This is a genomic window from Micromonospora sp. DT231, assembly GCF_049847025.1.
Lineage (GTDB): Bacteria > Actinomycetota > Actinomycetes > Mycobacteriales > Micromonosporaceae > Micromonospora.
In genome coordinates this window covers 21761-41294 of the sequence record NZ_JBNCNO010000004.1, presented here as the reverse complement: position 1 = coordinate 41294, position 19534 = coordinate 21761, and the positions used below count along the sequence as shown (strand labels likewise).

17 protein-coding genes are annotated in these 19534 nt (G+C 71.7%); 11 read left to right on the top strand and 6 right to left on the bottom strand.

Going from position 1 to position 19534, the window contains the following annotated elements; all coding sequences use genetic code 11:
• Nucleotides 1–95: 95 nt before the first annotated feature.
• Nucleotides 96–1217 carry a GH12 family glycosyl hydrolase domain-containing protein gene (locus tag ACPXBU_RS11620; protein WP_425758032.1) on the bottom strand — a complete coding sequence of 374 codons (1122 nt, stop codon included), beginning with the start codon at nt 1215–1217 and terminating at the stop codon, nt 96–98.
• A 300-nt stretch (nt 1218–1517) separates the two neighbouring features.
• Here ACPXBU_RS11620 and ACPXBU_RS11615 point away from each other — a divergent pair, with 300 nt between their 5' ends.
• A complete protein-coding gene (locus tag ACPXBU_RS11615) occupies nt 1518–2624 on the top strand; it encodes an FAD-dependent monooxygenase (protein WP_393366936.1) in 1107 nt (368 codons plus the stop codon).
• A gap of 130 nt (nt 2625–2754) precedes the next feature.
• Nucleotides 2755–4512 (top strand): aa3-type cytochrome oxidase subunit I, encoded by a 1758-nt coding sequence (gene ctaD, locus ACPXBU_RS11610; RefSeq protein ID WP_387203968.1) that lies wholly within the window; start codon nt 2755–2757, stop codon nt 4510–4512.
• A gap of 624 nt (nt 4513–5136) precedes the next feature.
• Here ctaD and ACPXBU_RS11605 read toward each other — a convergent pair.
• From ACPXBU_RS11605 to ACPXBU_RS11590, 4 genes are read right to left on the bottom strand one after another with little or no spacing between them, the layout of a single operon-like run.
• Nucleotides 5137–6390, bottom strand: a complete 1254-nt coding sequence (locus ACPXBU_RS11605; protein ID WP_393366940.1) for an MFS transporter — start codon at nt 6388–6390, stop codon at nt 5137–5139.
• A 40-nt stretch (nt 6391–6430) separates the two neighbouring features.
• Nucleotides 6431–7012 (bottom strand): isochorismatase family protein, encoded by a 582-nt coding sequence (locus ACPXBU_RS11600; RefSeq protein WP_393366941.1) that lies wholly within the window; start codon nt 7010–7012, stop codon nt 6431–6433.
• Nucleotides 7013–7061: 49 nt separating this feature from the next.
• The gene (locus ACPXBU_RS11595) at nt 7062–8348 is read right to left on the bottom strand and encodes a nicotinate phosphoribosyltransferase (RefSeq protein ID WP_425758031.1); all 1287 of its coding nucleotides are present in this window, start codon (nt 8346–8348) and stop codon (nt 7062–7064) included.
• A 16-nt stretch (nt 8349–8364) separates the two neighbouring features.
• Nucleotides 8365–11043 (bottom strand): LuxR C-terminal-related transcriptional regulator, encoded by a 2679-nt coding sequence (locus ACPXBU_RS11590; RefSeq protein WP_425758030.1) that lies wholly within the window; start codon nt 11041–11043, stop codon nt 8365–8367.
• 197 nt (nt 11044–11240) lie between these two features.
• Here ACPXBU_RS11590 and ACPXBU_RS11585 point away from each other — a divergent pair, with 197 nt between their 5' ends.
• From ACPXBU_RS11585 to rdgB, 9 genes are all read left to right on the top strand, one after another.
• Nucleotides 11241–12797, top strand: a complete 1557-nt coding sequence (locus ACPXBU_RS11585) for a hypothetical protein (RefSeq protein ID WP_425758029.1) — start codon at nt 11241–11243, stop codon at nt 12795–12797.
• Nucleotides 12798–12945: 148 nt separating this feature from the next.
• On the top strand, nt 12946–13236 hold the full coding sequence (gene clpS, locus ACPXBU_RS11580; protein WP_393366948.1) for an ATP-dependent Clp protease adapter ClpS: 291 nt from the start codon (nt 12946–12948) through the stop codon (nt 13234–13236).
• A 2-nt stretch (nt 13237–13238) separates the two neighbouring features.
• On the top strand, nt 13239–13733 hold the full coding sequence (locus ACPXBU_RS11575) for a DUF2017 domain-containing protein (protein WP_393367110.1): 495 nt from the start codon (nt 13239–13241) through the stop codon (nt 13731–13733).
• Nucleotides 13734–13785: 52 nt separating this feature from the next.
• Nucleotides 13786–14274: a Mov34/MPN/PAD-1 family protein gene (locus ACPXBU_RS11570; RefSeq protein WP_124820630.1), complete on the top strand. Its 489-nt coding sequence runs from the start codon at nt 13786–13788 to the stop codon at nt 14272–14274.
• A 66-nt stretch (nt 14275–14340) separates the two neighbouring features.
• Nucleotides 14341–14694: a MoaD/ThiS family protein gene (locus ACPXBU_RS11565; protein ID WP_425758028.1), complete on the top strand. Its 354-nt coding sequence runs from the start codon at nt 14341–14343 to the stop codon at nt 14692–14694.
• A gap of 11 nt (nt 14695–14705) precedes the next feature.
• A complete protein-coding gene (locus ACPXBU_RS11560; RefSeq protein WP_357255992.1) occupies nt 14706–15671 on the top strand; it encodes a PLP-dependent cysteine synthase family protein in 966 nt (321 codons plus the stop codon).
• A gap of 223 nt (nt 15672–15894) precedes the next feature.
• Nucleotides 15895–16638: an MBL fold metallo-hydrolase gene (locus tag ACPXBU_RS11555; RefSeq protein WP_393366952.1), complete on the top strand. Its 744-nt coding sequence runs from the start codon at nt 15895–15897 to the stop codon at nt 16636–16638.
• 86 nt (nt 16639–16724) lie between these two features.
• A complete protein-coding gene (gene rph, locus ACPXBU_RS11550; RefSeq protein ID WP_393366954.1) occupies nt 16725–17450 on the top strand; it encodes a ribonuclease PH in 726 nt (241 codons plus the stop codon).
• 52 nt (nt 17451–17502) lie between these two features.
• Nucleotides 17503–18120 (top strand): RdgB/HAM1 family non-canonical purine NTP pyrophosphatase, encoded by a 618-nt coding sequence (gene rdgB / locus ACPXBU_RS11545; RefSeq protein WP_393366956.1) that lies wholly within the window; start codon nt 17503–17505, stop codon nt 18118–18120.
• 31 nt (nt 18121–18151) lie between these two features.
• Here the strand turns inward: rdgB and ACPXBU_RS11540 are convergent, their stop codons facing one another.
• Nucleotides 18152–19375, bottom strand: coding sequence for a DUF6891 domain-containing protein (locus tag ACPXBU_RS11540; protein WP_425758027.1), 1224 nt, complete (start codon nt 19373–19375; stop codon nt 18152–18154).
• Nucleotides 19376–19534 lie beyond the last annotated feature (159 nt).

The window sequence follows — 19534 nt, the reverse complement described above, 5'->3', positions numbered from 1 at the left end:
ATTACTCCCCGGCCTTCTGGGGGGCCCCCCCGGCGCCCGGCTGGGGGGGGGGGGGTGACCTTCCCGCCCCCCCCCCCCCACGTCGTGGTGTCGGATTAGCTCCGCGAGCAGGACGTCCCGTTGAGCGAGAAGTTGGTCGGGGACGAGTACGACCCGCTCAGCGTGCCCTGGTAGCCGAAGCTGGCCGTGCCACCCGGTGCGATGGACCCGTTGTGGCTGATGTTGCGGGCGGTCACCGCGGACCCGCTCTGGCTCACCGTGGCGTTCCAGGCGTTGGTGACCTGCTGCCCGCCGGGCAGGCTGTAGTTAAGCGTCCAACCGTTGATCGCGCTGGACCCGGTGTTGCTGATCTGCACGTCGGCCGTGAAGCCGTTGTTCCACGCGTTCGCCGTGTACTTCACCGCGCACCTGGCGCCACCGCCCGGCGGCGGGGTCGTCGGGTTGGTCGGCGGCTGGCCGCCACCGTTGACGTTCGCCGAGAACGAGGTCACCGCGAGACCGACGCCGCCCTGCCACGGCTCGAAGCCGGCCTGGATGCTGGTCAGGTACCAGGAGTTGCTGATCGCGCCCCGGTTGCGGGTGTCGTTGATGAAGTCCAGCACGCTGAAGTTCAGGCTGGAGACCGCCGACGACGCGACGTAGGAGATGACGTTGTTGGAGCCGTTGCTGCCCCGCCAGACCTCCCAGTTGCGGCCGGCCAGGTTCGTGTTTCCGACGACCGAGCCGATGGGCTGGATCGGACCCTGCCGGTTGAGCCAGATCATGATCTCCATCTGGTTCACGCCGTCCCGCTTGGGCGACGGGTCCAGCCAGATGTCGTACGAGGCGTTGTAGGTCGCCCCGCTGACGTAGCGGTAGGAGATGCTGCTGGTGGCGCTGCTGATCTGGCTCACCTGGATCGGCAGGTTCGTGCCGGGGGAGCAGTTGGTGTAGTGACAACCGAAGAAGATCGAGGGGTACGCCGTGGGCGCGCCGTTGGTCGGGCTGCTCCCGTTGAGGGTGGTGATCTCGAAGCCGTTGCTGGTGGCGTTGATGCACTGCTGGGCGGTGGTGCCCCAGCGGTTGTTCTGCACCACGTACCGACCCTGGATGACCGTCGAGCCGTACTGTTCGCAGATCTGGGTGTCGGCGGAGGCGCTGCCGCCGAAGGCCACCGCTACCAGCGAGCCGGCGAGCAGCACACTGGCGGCGGCCAGGGCCCGAAGTTGACGTTTCATGACGCTCCTTGACTCGGCGCATGCCGGGCGCCGCATGTGGTGGGGTGGTGCGGGAGCGCTCCCACGCTCAACGACACATTTACATGCCTGAAACTGCTGCGCAACCGTACGCGCCAAACTGATGAATCGGGCGGATTGCCGGGCACCCACCGGACGGCTGTCGACTGCCGACCAGCCAAGGGGCACGGGCGCACCGAGGAGTGGAGCCGGGCGACCGATCGGGCCTGGCGTGCGCCGATCGCTCCGAGTAGCGTGTTGCCTCCAACGCGTTCCGCTCCCCCTCCGGAGGCGTACACCACAATGGGTGGCTCCCCCCTGCGCATCCTCGTCGTCGGCGCGGGCATCGCCGGCCTGGCCGTGGCCCGGGCGCTGCGCCTCGCGGGCTTCCGGCCCGACGTCACGGACAAACTGCCACCGGGGGAGTCCACCGAAGCCGGCCTCTACCTGCCCGGCAACGCCGCCCGCGCGCTGCACCGGCTCGACCTGCACCACCCGGTCCGCCCGCTCGGTCAGGTGATCCACCGGCAGCGGTTCTTCGACGCCACCGGCGCGCGACTCTGCGAGGTCGACCTCGACACCCTCTGGGCCGGCGTCGGCGAATGCCGGGCGCTGCCCCGGGCCGACCTGCACCGGGTGCTGCTCAGCGGCGCCGGCGGCGCCGTCCGGCACGGCGCCGAGGTCCGCACCCTGGAGCTGCTGCCGGGCGCGGTCGGGGTCACCTTCACCGACGGCACCACCACCGAGTACGACCTGGTCATCGGCGCCGACGGGCCACGCTCCTCGGTCCGCGCGCTGGCCGCGCTGGGCGGCCCGCCCCGCCCGGTCGGTCAGGTGGTCTACCGGGCCGTGCTGCGCGACGGGCCACCCGTCACCGAGTGGACCGCCCTGCTCGGCCAGCGCTCCGGGTTCCTGATGGTGCCGATGGGCGCCGGGCGGCTGCACCTCTACGCCGACGAGGCCGGCACGGAGGCGCCCGCCGACCCGCTGCGTCGACTGCGCGAACTCTTCGCCGACTACCGGGGCCCGGTACCGGAGGTGCTGGCGGCGCTCGACGGGGTGCACGTCGGGATCACCGACGAGGTGGAGTTGGGCCGCTGGTACCGGGGGCGGGTGCTCCTGGTCGGCGACGCCGCCCACGCCACCGCGCCCACGCTCTCCCAGGGCGCGGCCATGGCACTTGAAGACGCGGTGGTGCTTGCGGAATCGTTGCGCGCCGCCGGCAGCGTGGAGGCAGCCCTGGTGGCGTACGAGAGTCGTCGCCGTCCGCGTACCCGATGGGTGCGGGACCGGACCCGGGACCGCAACCGGACCAGGGACGTCCCGCCGGCGCTGCGCGACCCGCTGCTGCGCGGGCGCGGCGGCCGGATCTTCGGGGAGCACTACCGGTTACTGCTCGGCCCGCTGTAGGCCCGTAGTAGATCGTGTCACGCCACCCCACGCGGCGCTGCGACCTGCCGGGGACTATCCTCCTTGCGGATGACGGCCCGCCGATAAACAGCGTGTGCCGAGCGGGACAACCGAGAACCGGAGGCCACTCGTGACCACCGTCGCACCCAAGCCGGTCGTGACCCGGCCCTGGCCGGTCCGGGAGCCGGTCAAGGGGTCGGCCATCGCGCGGCTGCTGCGAACCACGGACGCGAAGCAAATCGGGATCATGTACATGGTCACCGCGTTCGCGTTCTTCATGATCGGTGGCCTGATGGCCCTGATCATGCGTGCTGAGCTGGCCCGACCCGGGCTGCAGTTCCTGTCGCCGGAGCAGTACAACCAGCTCTTCACGATGCACGGCACGATCATGTTGCTGTTCTTCGCGACGCCGATCGTGTTCGCCTTCGCGAACTACATCGTGCCGATCCAGATCGGCGCGCCCGACGTCTCCTTCCCCCGCCTGAACAGCTTCGCCTACTGGCTGTACCTGTTCGGCGGCACGATCGCGACCGCCGGTTTCCTCACCCCGGGTGGCGCCGCCGACTTCGGCTGGTTCGCGTACGCGCCGCTGAGCAGCGTCGAGCACTCGCCCGGCGTCGGCGCCAACATGTGGATCATGGGTCTGGCCATCTCCGGTCTGGGCACCATCCTCGGCGCGGTGAACATGATCACCACGGTGCTCACCCTGCGTGCGCCCGGCATGACCATGTTCCGGATGCCGATCTTCACGTGGAACATCCTGGTCACCAGCCTTCTGGTGATCCTGGTCTTCCCGCTGCTGGCCGCCGCGCTCTTCGCGCTCGCCGCGGACCGCATCCTCGGCGCCCACGTGTACGACCCCGCCACCGGTGGGCCGATGCTCTGGCAGCACCTGTTCTGGTTCTTCGGGCACCCCGAGGTCTACATCGTGGCGCTGCCGTTCTTCGGCATCATCAGCGAGGTCATTCCGGTCTTCTCCCGCAAGCCGATCTTCGGCTACAAGGGTCTGGTCGCCGCGACCGTCGCGATCGCCGCGCTCTCCATGAGCGTCTGGGCGCACCACATGTTCGCCACCGGCCAGGTGCTGCTGCCGTTCTTCAGCTTCCTGAGCTACCTGATCGCCGTGCCGACCGGTATGAAGTTCTTCAACTGGATCGGCACCATGTGGCGGGGGCAGGTCAGCTTCGAGACGCCCATGCTCTGGGCGATCGGCTTCCTGGTCACGTTCCTCTTCGGTGGTCTCACCGGTGTGCTGCTGGCCAGCCCGCCGATCGACTTCCACGTGTCGGACTCGTACTTCGTGGTGGCGCACTTCCACTACGTGCTCTTCGGCACGATCGTGTTCGCGGTCTTCGCCGGCATCTACTTCTGGTTCCCGAAGATGTTCGGCCGGATGCTCGACGAGCGCCTGGGCAAGGTGCACTTCTGGCTCACCATGATCGGTTTCCACACCACGTTCCTGGTGCAGCACTGGCTCGGCAACGAGGGCATGCCCCGCCGCTACGCCGACTATCTGCCCAGCGACGGCTTCACCACGCTGAACACGATCTCCACGATCGGCGCGTTCGTCACCGGTATCTCCACGCTGCCGTTCATCTACAACTGCTGGAAGTCGTACAAGACCGGCCCGGTGGTCGAGGTCAACGACCCCTGGGGTCACGGCAACTCGCTGGAGTGGGCGACCAGCAGCCCGCCGCCGCTGCGTAACTTCGACCGGATGCCCCGCATCCGTTCCGAGCGCCCCGCGTTCGACGCGAAGTTCCCGGAGCTGGCTGCCGGCCAGACCCTTGCCGGCCCGCCGGAGGGTGGCTCGAAGCCGCTCACCAGCGAGTCGGACGGCGGCGCCAGCTACCGCGAGGACACCGCAAGCGACATCGACAGGCACTAAGGCTCAAACCGAGCTGTACGACGGGCGCCGCCCTCCGGGACACCGGGAGCGGCGCCCGTCGCCATGTCCGCCCCGCCCCGCCCCGCCCCGCCCCGCGCCGCCCCGCCCCGTCCCGCCCCGCCCCGCCCCGCCCCGCGCCGCCCCGCCCCGTCCCGCCCCGTCCCGCCCCGTCCCGCCCCGTCCCGCCCCGCCCCGCCCCGTCCCGCCCCGTCCCGCCCCGCCCCGCGCCGCGCCGCCCCGCCCCGCCCCGCCCCGCCCCGCCCCGCCCCGCGCCGCCCCGCCCCGCCCCGCCCGCGCGATCTTGCACTTTCTGTCGCCGACTCGCGATATATGTCCCTTTCGCCGGGACAGAAACTGCAAGATCGCGGGGCCGACGGTGTGGGCGGGGCGCGGCCGGAGCCGGGGCGGGGCCGGGCCGGGGCCGGGGGTGGGGCGTGGGGGGTGGGGCGCGGGGGTGGGGCGCGGGGCCGGGCGGGGGCGGGGCGCGGGTGGGGCGTGGTGGGGGTGGAACGGGGCCGGAGCGTGACCTGTTCGCCGTCGGCGTCAGGTTGACCTGCTACCTCGCGGGCACGGCCTCCGCGCGCACCCTGCCGCGAGTGGGTGGGGCGGCAGGGGGGGTGTTCGTCAGCGGCTGGCGGCGGTGAGGCTGGCCTCGTTCGGCTGCGCGGGGGTGGCCGCGTCGTCGGTGTGGCGGCGACCGCGCAGCTCGATCATGAGCACGACAAGTGTGACAAGTGCGCCGAGGGCGCCGGTGACCACGAAGCCCCAGAGCGGCGCGCTGGCGTCGATGACCGCACCGGCGAGCGGCGCGCCGATCGCGATGCCGACGGTGACGGCGGAACCGTGCAGGCCCATCGCCTCACCGCGTACCTCGGCCGGAACCAGGCGGCTGACCGCGTCCGAGCCGGCCGCGATTGTCGGCGCGCAGAGCGCTCCGGCCGGGATCAGCGCCAGGCACAGCAGCCACCAGTGCGCACCGCCCAGCCCGACCGGGATTGTGCACAGGGCGAGGGCGGCGGTCAGGGTCAGCGGCGAGAACGAACGGTGGACGGCCCCGTAGGCGAAGCCGCCGACAAGCGAGGCGACCGCCCAGATGGCCAGCACCGCGCCGGTCCAGCCGACCTCGCCGCTGGCCCGTAGGACGGCGACCACCGCCACGTCGGTGCCGCCGAGCACCAGGGTCGCGGCGGCGCTGAGCGCCAGCACGGCGAGCAGCCGAGGGGTCAGCCACTCCCGGCGAGGCGTCCGGCGCTGCGGGCCGGTGGCCTCGGCGGCGCCACGGATCGGTGGGTTGACCAGCCACAGGGCGATCCCGGCGGCGACGATGCCGCCGCCGACCAGGTACATGGTGGTCTGTGCGGAGATCGCGGTGACCAGTGCCACAGCCAACGCCGGGCCGATCATGAAGGACAGCTCCACCGACATCGAGTCCAGCGCGTACGCGGGGCGACGTTGGTCCTCCGGGGCCAGCGCCGCGATCGACTGACGGACCACGGAGAAGATGGGCAGGGCCAGGGAGCCGGCCACGAAGGCGGCCGGCAGCAGCAGGGGGTACGGCAGTCCGGGCGCGGTGGACCAGAAGATCGCCTCGGCGATGGCGGTGAGTACCAGGACCGGGCGCAGGCCACGCCGGTCCACCAGTCGGCCCAGTAGCGGCCCACCGATCGCCGCTCCCACGGTCACGGCCGCGCCCACCAGGCCGGCGGCCCCGTAGCCTCGATCGAGGTCGAGCACCACGTGGAAGGTGAGCGTCACTCCGGTCGCGGTGAGCGGGATGCGGGCAAGGACGGCGACCAGCAGGAGCGACCGCAGGCCGGGCAGAGCGAGCGCCTGCCGGTAAGGCTTCATGTTCACGTGGGTCCGTACCTCCGGCGACATCCTCGACCGGCGGCGTCCCGATGGCCAACCAATTACGGTCTTATGCGGCCCTGATCACAGGCTGCCCGTGCAGGGTCACCCCGGCGCCGTCCATGGCACGCAGCGCCACGTCGGTGGTCGCCGGAGCGACGGCGGCGGTCAGTTCGAGCAGGACGGTGGTGGCGAACCCCTCCCGGGCGGCGTCCAGCGCGGTGGCCCGGATGCAGTGGTCGGTGGCGATGCCGACCACATCCACCCGGTCCACGTCGTGCCGGCGCAGCCAGTCGGCCAGGCACTCGCCGTCGTCGGCGTGCCCCTCGAACCCGGAGTACGCCGCCGCGTGCTCGCCCTTGTGGAAGATCGCCTCGACGCGGCCGGTGTCCAACTCGGGGTGGAACTCCGACCCGCTGGTGCCGACCACGCAGTGCCTCGGCCAGGACTCCACGAAATCCGGCGGATCGCCGAAGTGCGCACCCGGGTCGACGTGGTAGTCCTTGGTGGCGACCACGTGCGACCAGCGGTCCGGCTCGGCGGCGAGCAGCCGGGAGATGCCGGCGGCCACCCCCGCGCCGCCCTCGACGGCCAGCGAGCCACCCTCGCAGAAGTCGTTCTGCACGTCCACGATGATCAGAGCGTTGGCCATTCGAGTCCCTCTCCTCACGGTCGGTCTGCGGCGGCGGTGCGCGACGAGCTCAGTCGGCGGGTACGACGGAGACGGGCACCGCCGGGTCGCCGGCCGAGAGCTTCAGCCCCTCCCACGGGATGGAGATCAGGCACTCGCGCAGGTGCTCTCGCGACTCGTCGAGGGTGGGCAGCCACACCGGCTCACCGGCGACCACGTACGAGTGTTGGAGCATGCGGTCGTTGGGCTGCCGGTCCGGCACGCCCTGCGGCACGATGATCTCCTCGGTGGCGGTGCCGGTCGGCTTGTGCCGGCGGACCGCGACCTTCCGGCCGCCGATTGTCGCCTTGTGCTCGGAGCGCTTCACCACCGGCCGTCCCTCGACCTCCACCAGCTTGTAGACCAGCCCGGCGGTCGGCGCACCGGAGCCGGTGACCACGGCCGTGCCGGCGCCGTACATGTCCACCGGTTCGGCGGCCAGCGCGGCGATCGAGTACTCGTCCAGGTCGCCGGAAACAATGATCTTGGTTTCGGTGGCGCCCAACGAGTCGAGCAGTTCCCGGGACTGGTGGGCGATCACCGCCAGGTCGCCCGAGTCGATCCGTACCGCCCGCAGTTCCGGACCGGCCACCGCGATCGCGTTGCGGATGCCCTGGCTGATGTCGTACGTGTCGACGAGCAGCGTCGTGTCCTTGCCCAGCGTGGCGACCTGCGAGGCGAATGCCGCCCGCTCGTCGTCGTGCAACAGCGTGAAGGCGTGCGCGGCGGTGCCCGCCGTCGGGATGCCGTAGCGCGCGCCGGCGGCGAGGTTCGACGTGAACCGGAAGCCGGCCAGGTACGCGGCCCGCGCCGCGGCCACCGCCGCCTCCTCGTGGGCTCGACGCGACCCCATCTCGATGAGGGCTCGACCCCGCGCCGCCGTAACCATCCGTGCCGCCGCCGCGGCCACCGCGCAGTCGTGGTTGAGCACCGAGAGCGCCACCGTCTCCAGCACCACACACTCGGCGAAACCGCCGGAGACGGTGAGGATCGGTGAACCGGGGAAGAACAGCTCGCCCTCGGCGTACCCGTCGATGTCGCCGGTGAAGCGGTAGTCGGTGAGCCAGGCCGCGGCCGCGTCGTCGACCACGCCGGTCCGCCGGAGGAAGTCGACCTCGGTGGGGTCGAACCGGAAGTCGCGGATCAGTTCGATCAGTCGGGCCGTGCCGGCGACGACGCCGTAGCGGCGGCCGCTCGGCAGCCGGCGGCTGAACACCTCGAAGACGCACCTGCGGTCGGCGGTGCCGTCCTTCAGTGCCGCGCTGACCATTGTCAGCTCGTAGTGGTCGGTCAGCAGCGCGGGGCGGTTGATGCTCACCGCCCCAGCCTAAGGTTCAGTCCGTGTCGCCGTCGTCGTGGCCCGGGATCGCCCGTAGCGCGGCCCACAGCTCGGCCCGTCCGGTCACGCCGAGCTTGCTGTAGATCCGCTGAAGGTGATTCTCGACCGTGCGCGCCGAGAGGTAGAGCCGTTCCGCGATGGCCCGGCTCGGCGCGCCGTGCGCCGCGAGTCGGGCGACCTGCCACTCCCGCTCGGTCAACACCGGCGCCCCCGCGTGCAGCGCCGGCGTCCGGATCAGGTCACAGCGCCCGAGCAGCCCGGCCAGCCGTTCCCGAGCGCCGTTGGTCGCCGTCGAGTGCTGCCGGCGCAACCGCTGCACCGCCTGGGAGGTGGCCTCGGCGGCGTACACGGTCAACTCCAGCGCGGCGTAGTCGTCGGCGACCGCGAGCAGATCCGTGGTGGAGTCGGTCACCGCCGCGCGGGCGTGCCGGGCCAGCAGTGGCGGGAGCACCCCGTCGACCCGCTCGGAGAGCTCGGCCAGGCGCTGCGCCACCGTGCGCCGACCACCGTCGGAGCAGGTGGGCCCGACCGGCATGCCAGCCTGATCCAGCCGGACGAGATCGTGCAGGACGTGCACCTCGTGCCCGGCGAAGCCGTCCGAACGCAGCCGGTCCACCAGGTCGGCGAGGTGCTTGACCGCACCCGGCAGGTCGCCCGACGCGGCGAGCGCGGCGCCCCGGGCCTGCTCCAACCACGGGTAGAGCACCGCCATGCCCGGTGCGTGGGTGCGGTCGGCCTCGGCCATCGCCGCGGCGGCCTGGGCGGCGTCACCGCGCAGCGCGGCCGACTGGGCTCGCTCGGCCTGGGCCAGACCGGCGTAGACCCGGCTGGTGGCCAACACCGCGCAGGCGCCCAGCGAGGCGCGGGTGGCGGCGTCGCTCTGCCCGCGCAACCGGGCCGCGTACGCCTGCAGGATGGCCAGGTAGCCGGTGCCGAGCCGGAAGTCGCCGGCATCAGCGAGGTCGGCGAACTCGTCGGCCACTATCGCGTCGATCCCGGCCAGGTCCCCGGTCAGCATGAGCCGGGTGCCCCGGGCCAGCTCCAGGGCCAGTTGCAGGTACGGCATGTCGGTACGCCAGTTGGCGACGGCGGAGTGCACCTGGGCGATCGCCGTACCGCTGCGGGCCAGCTCGCCCTGCGCGGCCTGGACGTACGCGATGGTGCAGCGGGCCAACTCGCGGGCCGCGACGCCGGCCGCCGGCCGGTCCAGCACCTGTTGGCTGAGCCGTACGGCGGTGGTCGTGTCCATCCGGTGCAGGCGCATGATCGCCTCGAAGGCGTGCACCCGGGACCGGTCCGCGGAGTCGCTGAGCTGCTCGACGCGGCCGGCGATCTCCTCCACGGTGGACTGCTGGCTCAGCCCCCAGTAACTGACCATCCCGCGGACGGTCAGCCAGCGGCAGTATCGCCGTTCGTCGCCGGGCTCGGGCGTCACCGCGTCGAGGACGTCGATGGCCTCCTCGGGCCGGTCGGCGAACATCAGAATGGTGGCCAGCAGCTCCGCCGCGTCGGAACCCCCACCGGCGTGCAACGCGGCCCGCGCCAGGCGCGTCGCCAGCGGCACGTCGTAGCGGGTGAACGCCTGGACCGCCGCGTCCACGAGCAGGGCCGGATCCTGTGCGGTGCCCGAGTCGAGGCGCCACACCGCGACCCGCAGCAGGTCGTCGCGACGGCGCTTGCCGACCTGTTCGAGAAGCTCGGCGAGGTGCGCCTGAAGTCGGCGGGTGCGGCTGACCGGGCAGCGACGGCGCATCACCTCGCCGTACAGCGGGTGGGCCAGCCGGACGTTCGTCCGACGGTCGTTCTGGACCACGCTGATCAGCCCGCGTTCCTCGGCGGTCTCCACGTCCACCTGGTCGGCCGCCTGCCTGAGCAGGTGCAGGCCGAGTGGCTCGCCGAAGGCGACAAGCTCGACGACCGCGCGGACGCCGTCGGTGAGTTTGCCGACCCGGGTGTCGATCAGGTCGGTCAGGTTGGGCGCCAACTCCAGTCGCCCGGTCCACTTCCAGATCCCGTAGGTCCGTTTCAGCTCCGAGCTGCCGTTGGCGGCATGCACCAACTCCCGCAGCAGCAGCGGATTTCCGGCCGACAGTCGGCCCAGCCGGTCGGCGGAGTTGGCGTCGACCGGGCCGCCCAGGATCTCTGCCAGCAGGCCGGCGGTCTCCGCGTGCGGCATCGGGGTCAGCTCGACGTGCTCGACCAGGTCGTCGGTCCAGAGTGCGCGGATCGGTAGCGGGATCTGCTCGCCGTCGCGCAGGGTGCCGACCACTGTGGCGTTCTCCGCGCGGGCGACCAGGTGAACGAGTGCCGCCGAGGGTGGGTCGAGCAGATGGGCGTCGTCGATGGCGAGCACGATCCGTCGGCCCGCCGCCTGCTGTTGCAGCACGTTGAGGGCCCAGCGCAGGATGCCGGCGGGGGAGAGGCCCTGGGGCTGCTCGGCGGGAAGGACCTGCACCAGCCCGCCGAAGGGCAGGGCCGCGGTGGTGGCGCTTGCCGCGATGGACCAGATCGCGAAGCGTTCGGTGGGCAACGTGCTCACGCCTTCGCGCAGCAGTCGACTCTTGCCGATCCCGGCGCTGCCGCTGAAGAAGAGCCCACGGCCAGCCTCGCCGGTCACCGCCGCCAGCAGGCGGTTGAGCTCATCGGTCCGGCCGACGAACTTCCATCGACTCATCCGCGCAGCATATCGACCGGAATCCGTCCGCGCCCGCACCGTCACTCAACGAAGTTGAGTAGCCGCACAATTACCGCTGAGTATCCGAGGTGTTCCACCTGGTTGCCGCCCCGCCCGTAGTCTTCCGGCATCCGGGTTTTTCGACCGGATTTCCCACCTGACCGGGCATCCGGTCACCTGCCACGGGAGGCCACCTGATGAAGCAGGGCCCTCTCCCCTCGGTCGACTCATCGGATGACGTGGTCGGCCCGTCCGATCTGCCCAGCTGTGGTCCGCTGCCCTCCCGGCTCGGCGTGACCGGCCCGGGCCCGGAGGAGCCACTCGGCGTGGTCGCGGTCGGTCCGGCCGGCGCCGAACGACGCGCCGTGCTCGCCACGCTGCTCGGGCTCGACCCGGTCATGCTCACCGTGCCGTCGGGCAGCTGGTTGCTGGTGCGCAACGCCACGGTGCCCACCCGGGCGGCGTTCGTGCCCGGCTACCGCCAGCCCCACTCGTACGGCGCCGACCGGAACGCCGCCGGCCCGGCGTTGGCCCGTCCACCCCGGCGGGTCGAGCTGAGCGTGCCCGAGCCGCTGCTGCGGCACTTCACGCTCATCGACGTACCGGACACCGCGACGCTCGGCGTGCCCGGCAGGCAGGTGCTGCTCGACGCGGTGGGCCGGGCCGGCGCGCTGCTCTTCGTGATCGCCGCCGACCAGGCGTTCACGGCGGCCGAGTTGAACCTGCTCGCCGAGGTCGCCCCGACCCCGGTGGAGGTCGTCTTCGCGGTGACCCCTGGCGCGGCCGGGTGGGCACCGCTGGCCGACGGCGCGGCGACGACGGAGGACGCGGGGGCGTCCGTCTCGTCGGTCGGAGGTCGGGCGACCGAGATGGACGCGGCCGCGGTGACCGTGGCGGCGCACCGCGCGGCGCTGCTGGCCGCGGTGCCGGCGTTGGCCGACGCGCGGTGGTTCCCGGTCGACGCCCACTCCGCCGACTCCGCCGCCGACCTGCGGCGGGCGTTGGTGGGTTGGTCGTCGGAGGAGGGGTTGCGGCGGTCCAGCGTCGAGTCGCCGGTGCTGCCGGGGCAACACGACCGGGTGGCCGTGGCCGCCGATCCGGGTGGCTGGTCGGAGCAGCTCGACAGGCAGACCCGGACGTGTGCGCAACGGATCCGTCAGCACCTCGCACTGGAACTGGCGAACATCCACCTGCGGGCGGTCCAGGAGATCGTGTTCGGGGTCGGCTGCGCGGGCCTACCCGACCTCCTGGATCGGGAGATGGCGGCGTTGTCGCTGTTGGCCACCGCGCAGTGCGACCAGGCGGTGCGCGGCATCGTGACCGACGCCGCGACCCGGGTGCTCGGCGCGCCGCCGGTCGAAGGAGTGCGGCGGCGGATCGCCATCGCCGTGCGGTACGGCCTGGACGATGACCGGCCCGGCCACGAGCTGGACAAGGTTCTGTTGATCACCAGTACGGCCGGGGTGGCCGGGTTGACCGGCCCGGAGGCGATCGACGCCCTCGCCACCTATCCGGCGGCGACCCGCGACGAGGTTCTTCCGCCGGTCGCGGTGGCGCTCTCCGGCGGGTGCTGGCAGCAGTGGCGTACGCCCGGCAGCGACGACCACAGCGCGGCGCGGGCCTGGTCCCAGCGCGCGGTGCGGGAGGTCGAGCTGGGGTTGTCCCGGGAGATATCCCGACGGTTCGAGGTGATCCGCCTCTCGCTGGGCGCGGTGCTCTCCGATGCAGTCGATCACGGCATTCTGCTGGCCTGAAGGCGTGCCCGCCCCCCGGTCCGGGTCCGCGCCGCGCCACGGGTCCGACGGCGCCGGGGGCGGGTCGGAGGCGTCCCGGGTGGGCGATCCGCGCCGGGCCGGCGTTCCGGTTCCTCGGTTCCGGGAAACCGGTGGCACGATGGGGGGCATGGCGGCTCCACAGGTTGCACCGGTCGAGACGCCGGACACTGACGAGGTGCCGGCGCCTGACCGGCAATGGGTGACGATCGTGTGGGACGACCCGGTCAATCTGATGACGTACGTGACCTGGGTCTTCCAGAAGCTTTTCGGCTACAGCCGGGAGAGGGCCGAGCAGCTGATGTTGGATGTGCACCACAAGGGCCGGGCCGTGGTCTCCACGGGTGTCCGGGAGCGGATGGAGCACGACGCGTCGCAGCTGCACGCGTACGGGCTGTGGGCGACGGTGGATCGGTCGTGAGCATGTTCCGTCGCCAGGCCGGCCGCTACGTCGCCACCTTCGCGGTCGACGAGGTGCGGGTGCTGCGCAAGGTTGCCTCCGAGGTGGTCGGCCTGCTCACCGACGGTTTCGACCACACCGACCCGGTCGTGGGTCGGCTCTTTCCGGCGGTCTACCCCCAGGACGCGCCGGGGACGGCCGAGTTCCGCCGGTACACCGAGGGCGATCTGAAGACCGCCAAGATCGATCAGGCCGGTGCGATCCTGGCCGCGCTGCCCGACGACGCCGGTGGCGAGGTGCGGCTCGACGCCGAGGCGGCCGAGGCGTGGCTGCGGGCGTTGAACGACGCCCGGCTCGCGATGGGCGTCCGTCTGGAGATCAAGGACGGCACGGATCTGGGCGAGGAGTTGGACGACGCGGTCGCCGAGGACGCGGGTTCCAGCAGGGTGTTCCAGCTTTCGGTCTACGCGTATCTCGGGTATCTGCAGGAGTCGCTGCTCAACGCCTTGATCGACTAGGCGTGACCGGCGCCACTTCGACCCACGCGCGTTAGGCGTTAGGCTGGTCCTCGTGCTGAGCATCGACCGGTCGATCATCGACGCGATCGTCGCCCACGCGCGCCGGGATCACCCCGACGAGGCGTGCGGCGTGGTCGCCGGTCCCGTCGGCAGCGACACCCCGACGCGGCACATCCCGATGGACAACGCGGCCCGGTCGATGACCTTCTACGAGTTCGACTCGATGGAGCATCTGCGCGTGTGGCGGGAGATGGACGACCGGGACGAGGAGCCCGTGGTCATCTACCACTCGCACACCGCCACCGAGGCGTACCCGTCGCGGACGGATGTCTCCTTCGCCGGTGAGCCGGGCGCGCACTACCTGCTCGTCTCGACCCGCGAACCCGACTCGGAGGAGATCCGCTCGTTCCGGATCGTCGACGGCGTGGTCGCCGAGGAGCCGGTCCGGGTCGTGGAGGCCGGGGTCGACCCGCATGCCGTCCAGTCCTACATGTTCGGGCAGAGCCCGGCGACTGTCGACTACGAGTGTTCCGGTCGCTGATCCGTCAGCGTTCGCACTCGTCTTGTCCCGTCACCGCAGGCACACCCGATCGAGGAGTTCCCCATCATGGCCATTGAGGTTCGCATCCCCACCATCCTGCGCAGCTACACCGGCGGCGCCAAGGTCGTCGACGGCGCCGGCGACACCCTCGCCGATCTGCTCACCGACCTGGATTCCCGGCACGGCGGCCTGCGCGGTCGGCTGATCACCGACGCGGGCACGCTGCACCGCTTCGTCAACGTCTACGTCAACGACGAGGACGTCCGTTTCCTCGGCGCCCTGGACGCCAAGCTCTCCGACGGTGACAGCGTCACCATCCTGCCCGCCGTGGCCGGCGGCGCGTTCGGCTTCGCCGCGGCAGCGGCGATCAGCTCGCACAGCGCCGCGGCGGTGGCCCGCGGCGCCGTCGCGGCTGGCTGAGGTCGGCCGCCATGGCGCGGTACGACAGCCTGCTCGACGCGTGCGGGGGCACGCCGCTTGTCGGCCTGCCCCGGCTCTCCCCGACGGTGTCCGACGGGGCCCCACCGGTGCGGCTCTGGGCCAAGCTGGAGGACCGGAACCCGACCGGCAGCATCAAGGACCGCGCGGCGCTGTTCATGGTCCGGGCGGCGGAGGAGGCCGGCCGGCTCCGGCCGGGTGACACCATCCTCGAACCGACGAGTGGCAACACCGGCATCTCGTTGGCGATGGTGGCCAAGTTGCGCGGCTACCGGCTGGTCTGCGTGATGCCGGAGAACGTCTCCACCGAGCGGGTCCAGTTGCTCCGGATGTACGGGGCCGAGATCATCTTCTCGCCGGCGGCGGGTGGTTCCAACCAGGCGGTCGCCACCGCCAAGTTGATCGCCGCCGAGCACCCGGACTGGGTGATGCTCTACCAGTACGGCAACGAGGCCAACGCGCGGGCGCACTACGAGACGACCGGGCCGGAGCTGCTGCACGACCTGCCCAGCATCACGCACTTCGTGGCCGGGCTGGGCACCACCGGCACGTTGATGGGCACCGGGCGTTACCTGCGGGAGAAGGTCGACGGCATTCAGGTCGTGGCGGCCGAGCCGCGCTACGGCGAGCTGGTCTACGGCCTGCGCAACATCGACGAGGGGTACGTGCCGGAGCTCTACGACGCCTCGGTGCTCTCCCGGCGCTTCTCGGTCGGCACCCGGGACGCGGTGCTGCGTACCCGCCAACTCGTGGAGGTGGAGGGCATCTTCGCCGGCTTCTCCACGGGCGCCATCCTGCACGCCGCGCTCGCGGTGGCGCACGAGGCGGTCCGCGACGGTCGGCGTGCCGACGTGGCCTTCGTGGTCTGCGACGGTGGATGGAAATACCTGTCCACCGGCGCGTACGGCGGCACGCTCGCCGATGCCGAGGACGCTCTGGAGGGGCAGCTCTGGGCCTGACCGGACCGGTCTTCCCGGTACGGGCCGTCGACGTGTGTCGGCGGCCCGTACGCCGTCCGGCGCGCCGTGAGCAGGTGTCACGTTCGTGACAACTTCCGGCGGATGATTCTTGCCTTCGGGTACCCCAGCGTAGGCTGCGCAGCGTGACGTACGCGTCGGTAGAGATCATGGCTGAGGCGATTGCCCGCACGGATGCTACTGACAGTGACAGCGAGACAACTCGATGCGACTGACCGTGCTTGGTAGCGCCGGTAGCTTTCCCGGCCCCGAGTCGCCCTGCTCGGCCTATCTCGTCGAAGCCGACGGCTTCCGGCTCCTTGTCGACTTCGGTTCCGGGTCGTTGTCCAGCCTCCAGCGGTACGCGGGTCTGCACGCGCCGGACGCGATCCTGCTGACCCACCTGCACTGCGACCACATGTTCGACGCCGTCCTGTACGTGGTCGTGCGCCGGTACGCCCCGGACGGCCCCTATCCGGCGCTGCCGGTGTACGCGCCCGCCGGCGCACCGGACCGGCTCAGCGCCGCGTACGGCGACGACGGTTCGGTGGAGGACGTCTACCAGTTCTACGCCCTGCAGCCGGGCACCTTTCCGATCGGCCCGTTCGCCGTCACCGTGGACCGGGTCAACCACCCGGTCGAGACGTACGGCGTGCGGCTCGAGCACGACGGCCGGTCGCTGTGCTACTCGTCGGACACCGCTCCCTGCGCGTCGCTGCTGCGGCTGGCGCAGGACGTCGATGTCTTCCTCTGCGAGGCCAGCTACCTCGATGGCATGGACAACCCGCCGGATCTGCACCTGACCGGCCGGGAGGCCGGCGAGGCGGCGACCAAGGCCGCGGTGGGCCGGCTCCTGCTGACCCACCTGGTGCCCGCCTGGGGGAGCGAGGCACACACCCTGGAGTCGGCCGCGTCCGCGTACACCGGGCCGATCGACGTGGTGCGACCCGGCGCGAGTTACGACGTCTGACCTGTCACGTCCTGATCGGGGCCGACGTGAGCGCCGGTCGGGGCACCCCGGCCGAGGTGGATCAGCGCACCGCATAGGGTGCAGGCATGGCGCGACCTGACGGGCGAGGGCCCAATCAACTTCGACCGGTGACCCTGACCCGAGGCTGGAGCACCCATCCGGAGGGCTCGGTGCTCGTCGAGTTCGGCGGCACCCGGGTGCTCTGCACGGCGAGCGTCACCGAGGGGGTGCCCCGCTGGCGCAAGGGTTCCGGGCTCGGCTGGGTGACCGCCGAGTACGCGATGCTGCCCCGGGCCACGAACACCCGCTCCGACCGGGAGAGCGTCAAGGGTCGGGTCGGTGGCCGTACCCACGAGATCTCCCGGCTGATCGGCCGCAGCCTGCGGGCCAGCATCGACCTCAAGGCGCTCGGCGAGAACTCGGTGGTGCTCGACTGCGACGTGCTCCAGGCCGACGGCGGCACCCGGACGGCCGCGATCACCGGCGCGTACGTCGCGTTGCACGACGCGGTCAACTGGCTCGCCGCCCGCAAGGCGTTGGCCGGCAAGCCGGAGAAGGTGATGCACCGGTCGGTGGCAGCCGTCAGCGTGGGGATCATCGCCGGCGAGGCGCGGCTGGACCTGTGCTACACCGAGGACGTCGCCGCCGAGGTGGACATGAACGTGGTCTGCACAGGTGCGGGTGACTTCGTCGAGGTGCAGGGCACCGGCGAGGCGGGCGTGTTCGCCCGCGACCAGCTCGACAGCCTGCTCGACCTGGCCGTGGCCGGGTGCGCGGATCTGGCCGAAGCCCAGCGGAAGGCACTCGCGTGAGCGCGAGGAGTGAGCTTGCGAGCCCCGCAGTCGTGAACAGAGGTGTTTCAGCATGAACAAGGTCCTGCTCGCCACCCGTAACCGTAAGAAGCTTGTGGAACTCCAGCGGATCCTGGACGGCGCCCTCGGCGCGCAGCGGATCGCCCTGCTCGGGCTGGACGACGTCGAGCAGTACGCGGAGCTGCCGGAGACCGGCCTGACCTTCGGCGAGAACGCGCTGATCAAGGCGCGGGAGGGGTGCCGGCAGAGCGGGTTGCCAACCATCGCCGACGATTCCGGCCTCGCGGTGGACGCGCTCAACGGGATGCCGGGGGTGTTCAGCGCCCGCTGGTCCGGCCGGCACGGCGATGACCGGGCCAACCTTCAGCTTGTGCTGGACCAGATCGGCGACGTGCCCGACGAGCAGCGGGCGGCCTCGTTCGTCTGCACGGTGGCGCTGGTGCTGCCCGGCGGCAAGGAGCACCTCGTCGACGGTCGGCAGTCCGGTCGGGTGCTGCGTGCTCCGCGCGGTGACGGCGGGTTCGGCTACGACCCGATCTTCCTGGGCGACGGACAGGACCGGACGAACGCCGAGCTGACCCCGGCGGAGAAGGACGCGATCAGCCACCGGGGCAAGGCGCTGCGCGAGCTGGCCAAGCTGGTCGCCAAGGTGCTGCCGCCCGCCGCCTGAGCAGCACCGGGTGCGGTGGCGCGGTCGACTGTCACCAGTGCTTCGTGACAAGGTCGCCGCCCAGCTCGTCGATCGGGACGCGGTCCTCCGTGGCGAGGACGGTGAGCATCCGTTCGGCCTCGGCTACGGTGGCGACCCGGCCGGTCGACGTGGCCTGGGCCGTGTCCAGTTCCTCCAACCACAGCCCGTCGCGCTCCCAGGTGGCCTGCACGCAGCCGCCGGAGCGGCCGAACGCGGTCAGGAAGTCCCTGCTGAGCGGGCGCATCGCGCGCAGCAGAAGGCAGGCCTCGGCGGCGTCCAGCGGCACGTCCTTCTGGGCGTCGTCCCGATACTGGTAGGTCGCCTCGAGGAAATCGGGCGGGGCCGGTCGGGCGGCCGCCCCCGCTGGTCCGTCGGTCAACCGGCGGACCAGCTCCGTGCCGTCGAACCGGCCGACGGTCAGCTCCCGCCCGCCCTGCTCCGGGTACGCGCCCACCAGGGCGTCCCCCTCCCGTCGTACGACGACGGCGGTGTCCCGGTGGGTCAGCCGGATCCGCACGCCGACAGGTAACCACGGCAGGTGCAGGCCGGCGAGCCGGGCGGCCGACGACAGCCCCTCGGTCGGGGCGTACCTCCCGGTCCACGGGGAGAGCAGCTCCACGTCGAGATCCACGTCGTCGTCGACAGTGACGGGCAGCGCGGCCAGCCGACCCACCCGGCGTCGCTGCCAGGTCAGCGGGACCCCGATCCGGGTGCCGGTGCTGCCGTCCCAGTGCACCGTCAGGCCCTCGGCACGCAGCGCCGCCGCCACCTCCGTGCCGATGTCGGCCGTCGTCGGCTGGCCGAACAGGCCGTACGCGACGTGGAGTCCCGAGCCGTCGACGGCGTTCTCGGCATCCTGCTGGTGGTAGAAGGCGTAACCCCGAACGGTCTGCCCCTGCGGCACCTCGTCGCCGATCTCGGCGGTGCCGCAGTTCTGGCAGCAGCTGAAGCTCTCCCGGGCCACCAGTCCAGCGGCCGAGAGCGTCCGGAAGGCCGCGGTGAGCCGATCGTTGTCGGTGACCTCCGGCCAGTGTGTCTGGGCCGCGAGGTGCGCGCCCATCTCCTCGGTCACCACCGGCCAGGCGCGGGCCTCGATCTCCGCCGGGTCCGTCTCGTCGGACAGGTATTCCATCGTCTGGGAGACGATCGCGGCGGCCGGCAACTCGCCGAGTGCCACCTGCCGGCGGACGAAGTCCCGGATCTGTTCGGTGAGTGCAGGCTCCTCGATCTCCACGACGGCGAACGCTAGCAGTGCCTGCCGACAGGACGAGCCGAGGTGAGAGCGGGTGCTGTCGTGCGCCGCCTGACCCCCCCCCGGCCACACCACCCCCCCGGGGTGACCCCACCGCGGCCCCCGACCCGTAGAGGGCGGCCCCCCCCGGCCCCCCCCCGA

Bases quoted from the DNA above. Each gene is read 5' to 3' on its own strand.
- ACPXBU_RS11620 (WP_425758032.1), bottom strand. From the start codon at position 1,217: ATGAAACGTCAACTTCGGGCCCTGGCCGCCGCCAGTGTGCTGCTCGCC.
- ACPXBU_RS11615 (WP_393366936.1), top strand. From the start codon at position 1,518: ATGGGTGGCTCCCCCCTGCGCATCCTCGTCGTCGGCGCGGGCATCGCC.
- ACPXBU_RS11605 (WP_393366940.1), bottom strand. From the start codon at position 6,390: ATGTCGCCGGAGGTACGGACCCACGTGAACATGAAGCCTTACCGGCAG.
- ACPXBU_RS11600 (WP_393366941.1), bottom strand. From the start codon at position 7,012: ATGGCCAACGCTCTGATCATCGTGGACGTGCAGAACGACTTCTGCGAG.
- ACPXBU_RS11590 (WP_425758030.1), bottom strand. From the start codon at position 11,043: ATGAGTCGATGGAAGTTCGTCGGCCGGACCGATGAGCTCAACCGCCTG.
- ACPXBU_RS11585 (WP_425758029.1), top strand. From the start codon at position 11,241: ATGAAGCAGGGCCCTCTCCCCTCGGTCGACTCATCGGATGACGTGGTC.
- clpS (WP_393366948.1), top strand. From the start codon at position 12,946: ATGGCGGCTCCACAGGTTGCACCGGTCGAGACGCCGGACACTGACGAG.
- ACPXBU_RS11575 (WP_393367110.1), top strand. From the start codon at position 13,239: ATGTTCCGTCGCCAGGCCGGCCGCTACGTCGCCACCTTCGCGGTCGAC.
- ACPXBU_RS11565 (WP_425758028.1), top strand. From the start codon at position 14,341: ATGGCCATTGAGGTTCGCATCCCCACCATCCTGCGCAGCTACACCGGC.
- ACPXBU_RS11560 (WP_357255992.1), top strand. From the start codon at position 14,706: ATGGCGCGGTACGACAGCCTGCTCGACGCGTGCGGGGGCACGCCGCTT.
- ACPXBU_RS11555 (WP_393366952.1), top strand. From the start codon at position 15,895: ATGCGACTGACCGTGCTTGGTAGCGCCGGTAGCTTTCCCGGCCCCGAG.
- rph (WP_393366954.1), top strand. From the start codon at position 16,725: ATGGCGCGACCTGACGGGCGAGGGCCCAATCAACTTCGACCGGTGACC.
- rdgB (WP_393366956.1), top strand. From the start codon at position 17,503: ATGAACAAGGTCCTGCTCGCCACCCGTAACCGTAAGAAGCTTGTGGAA.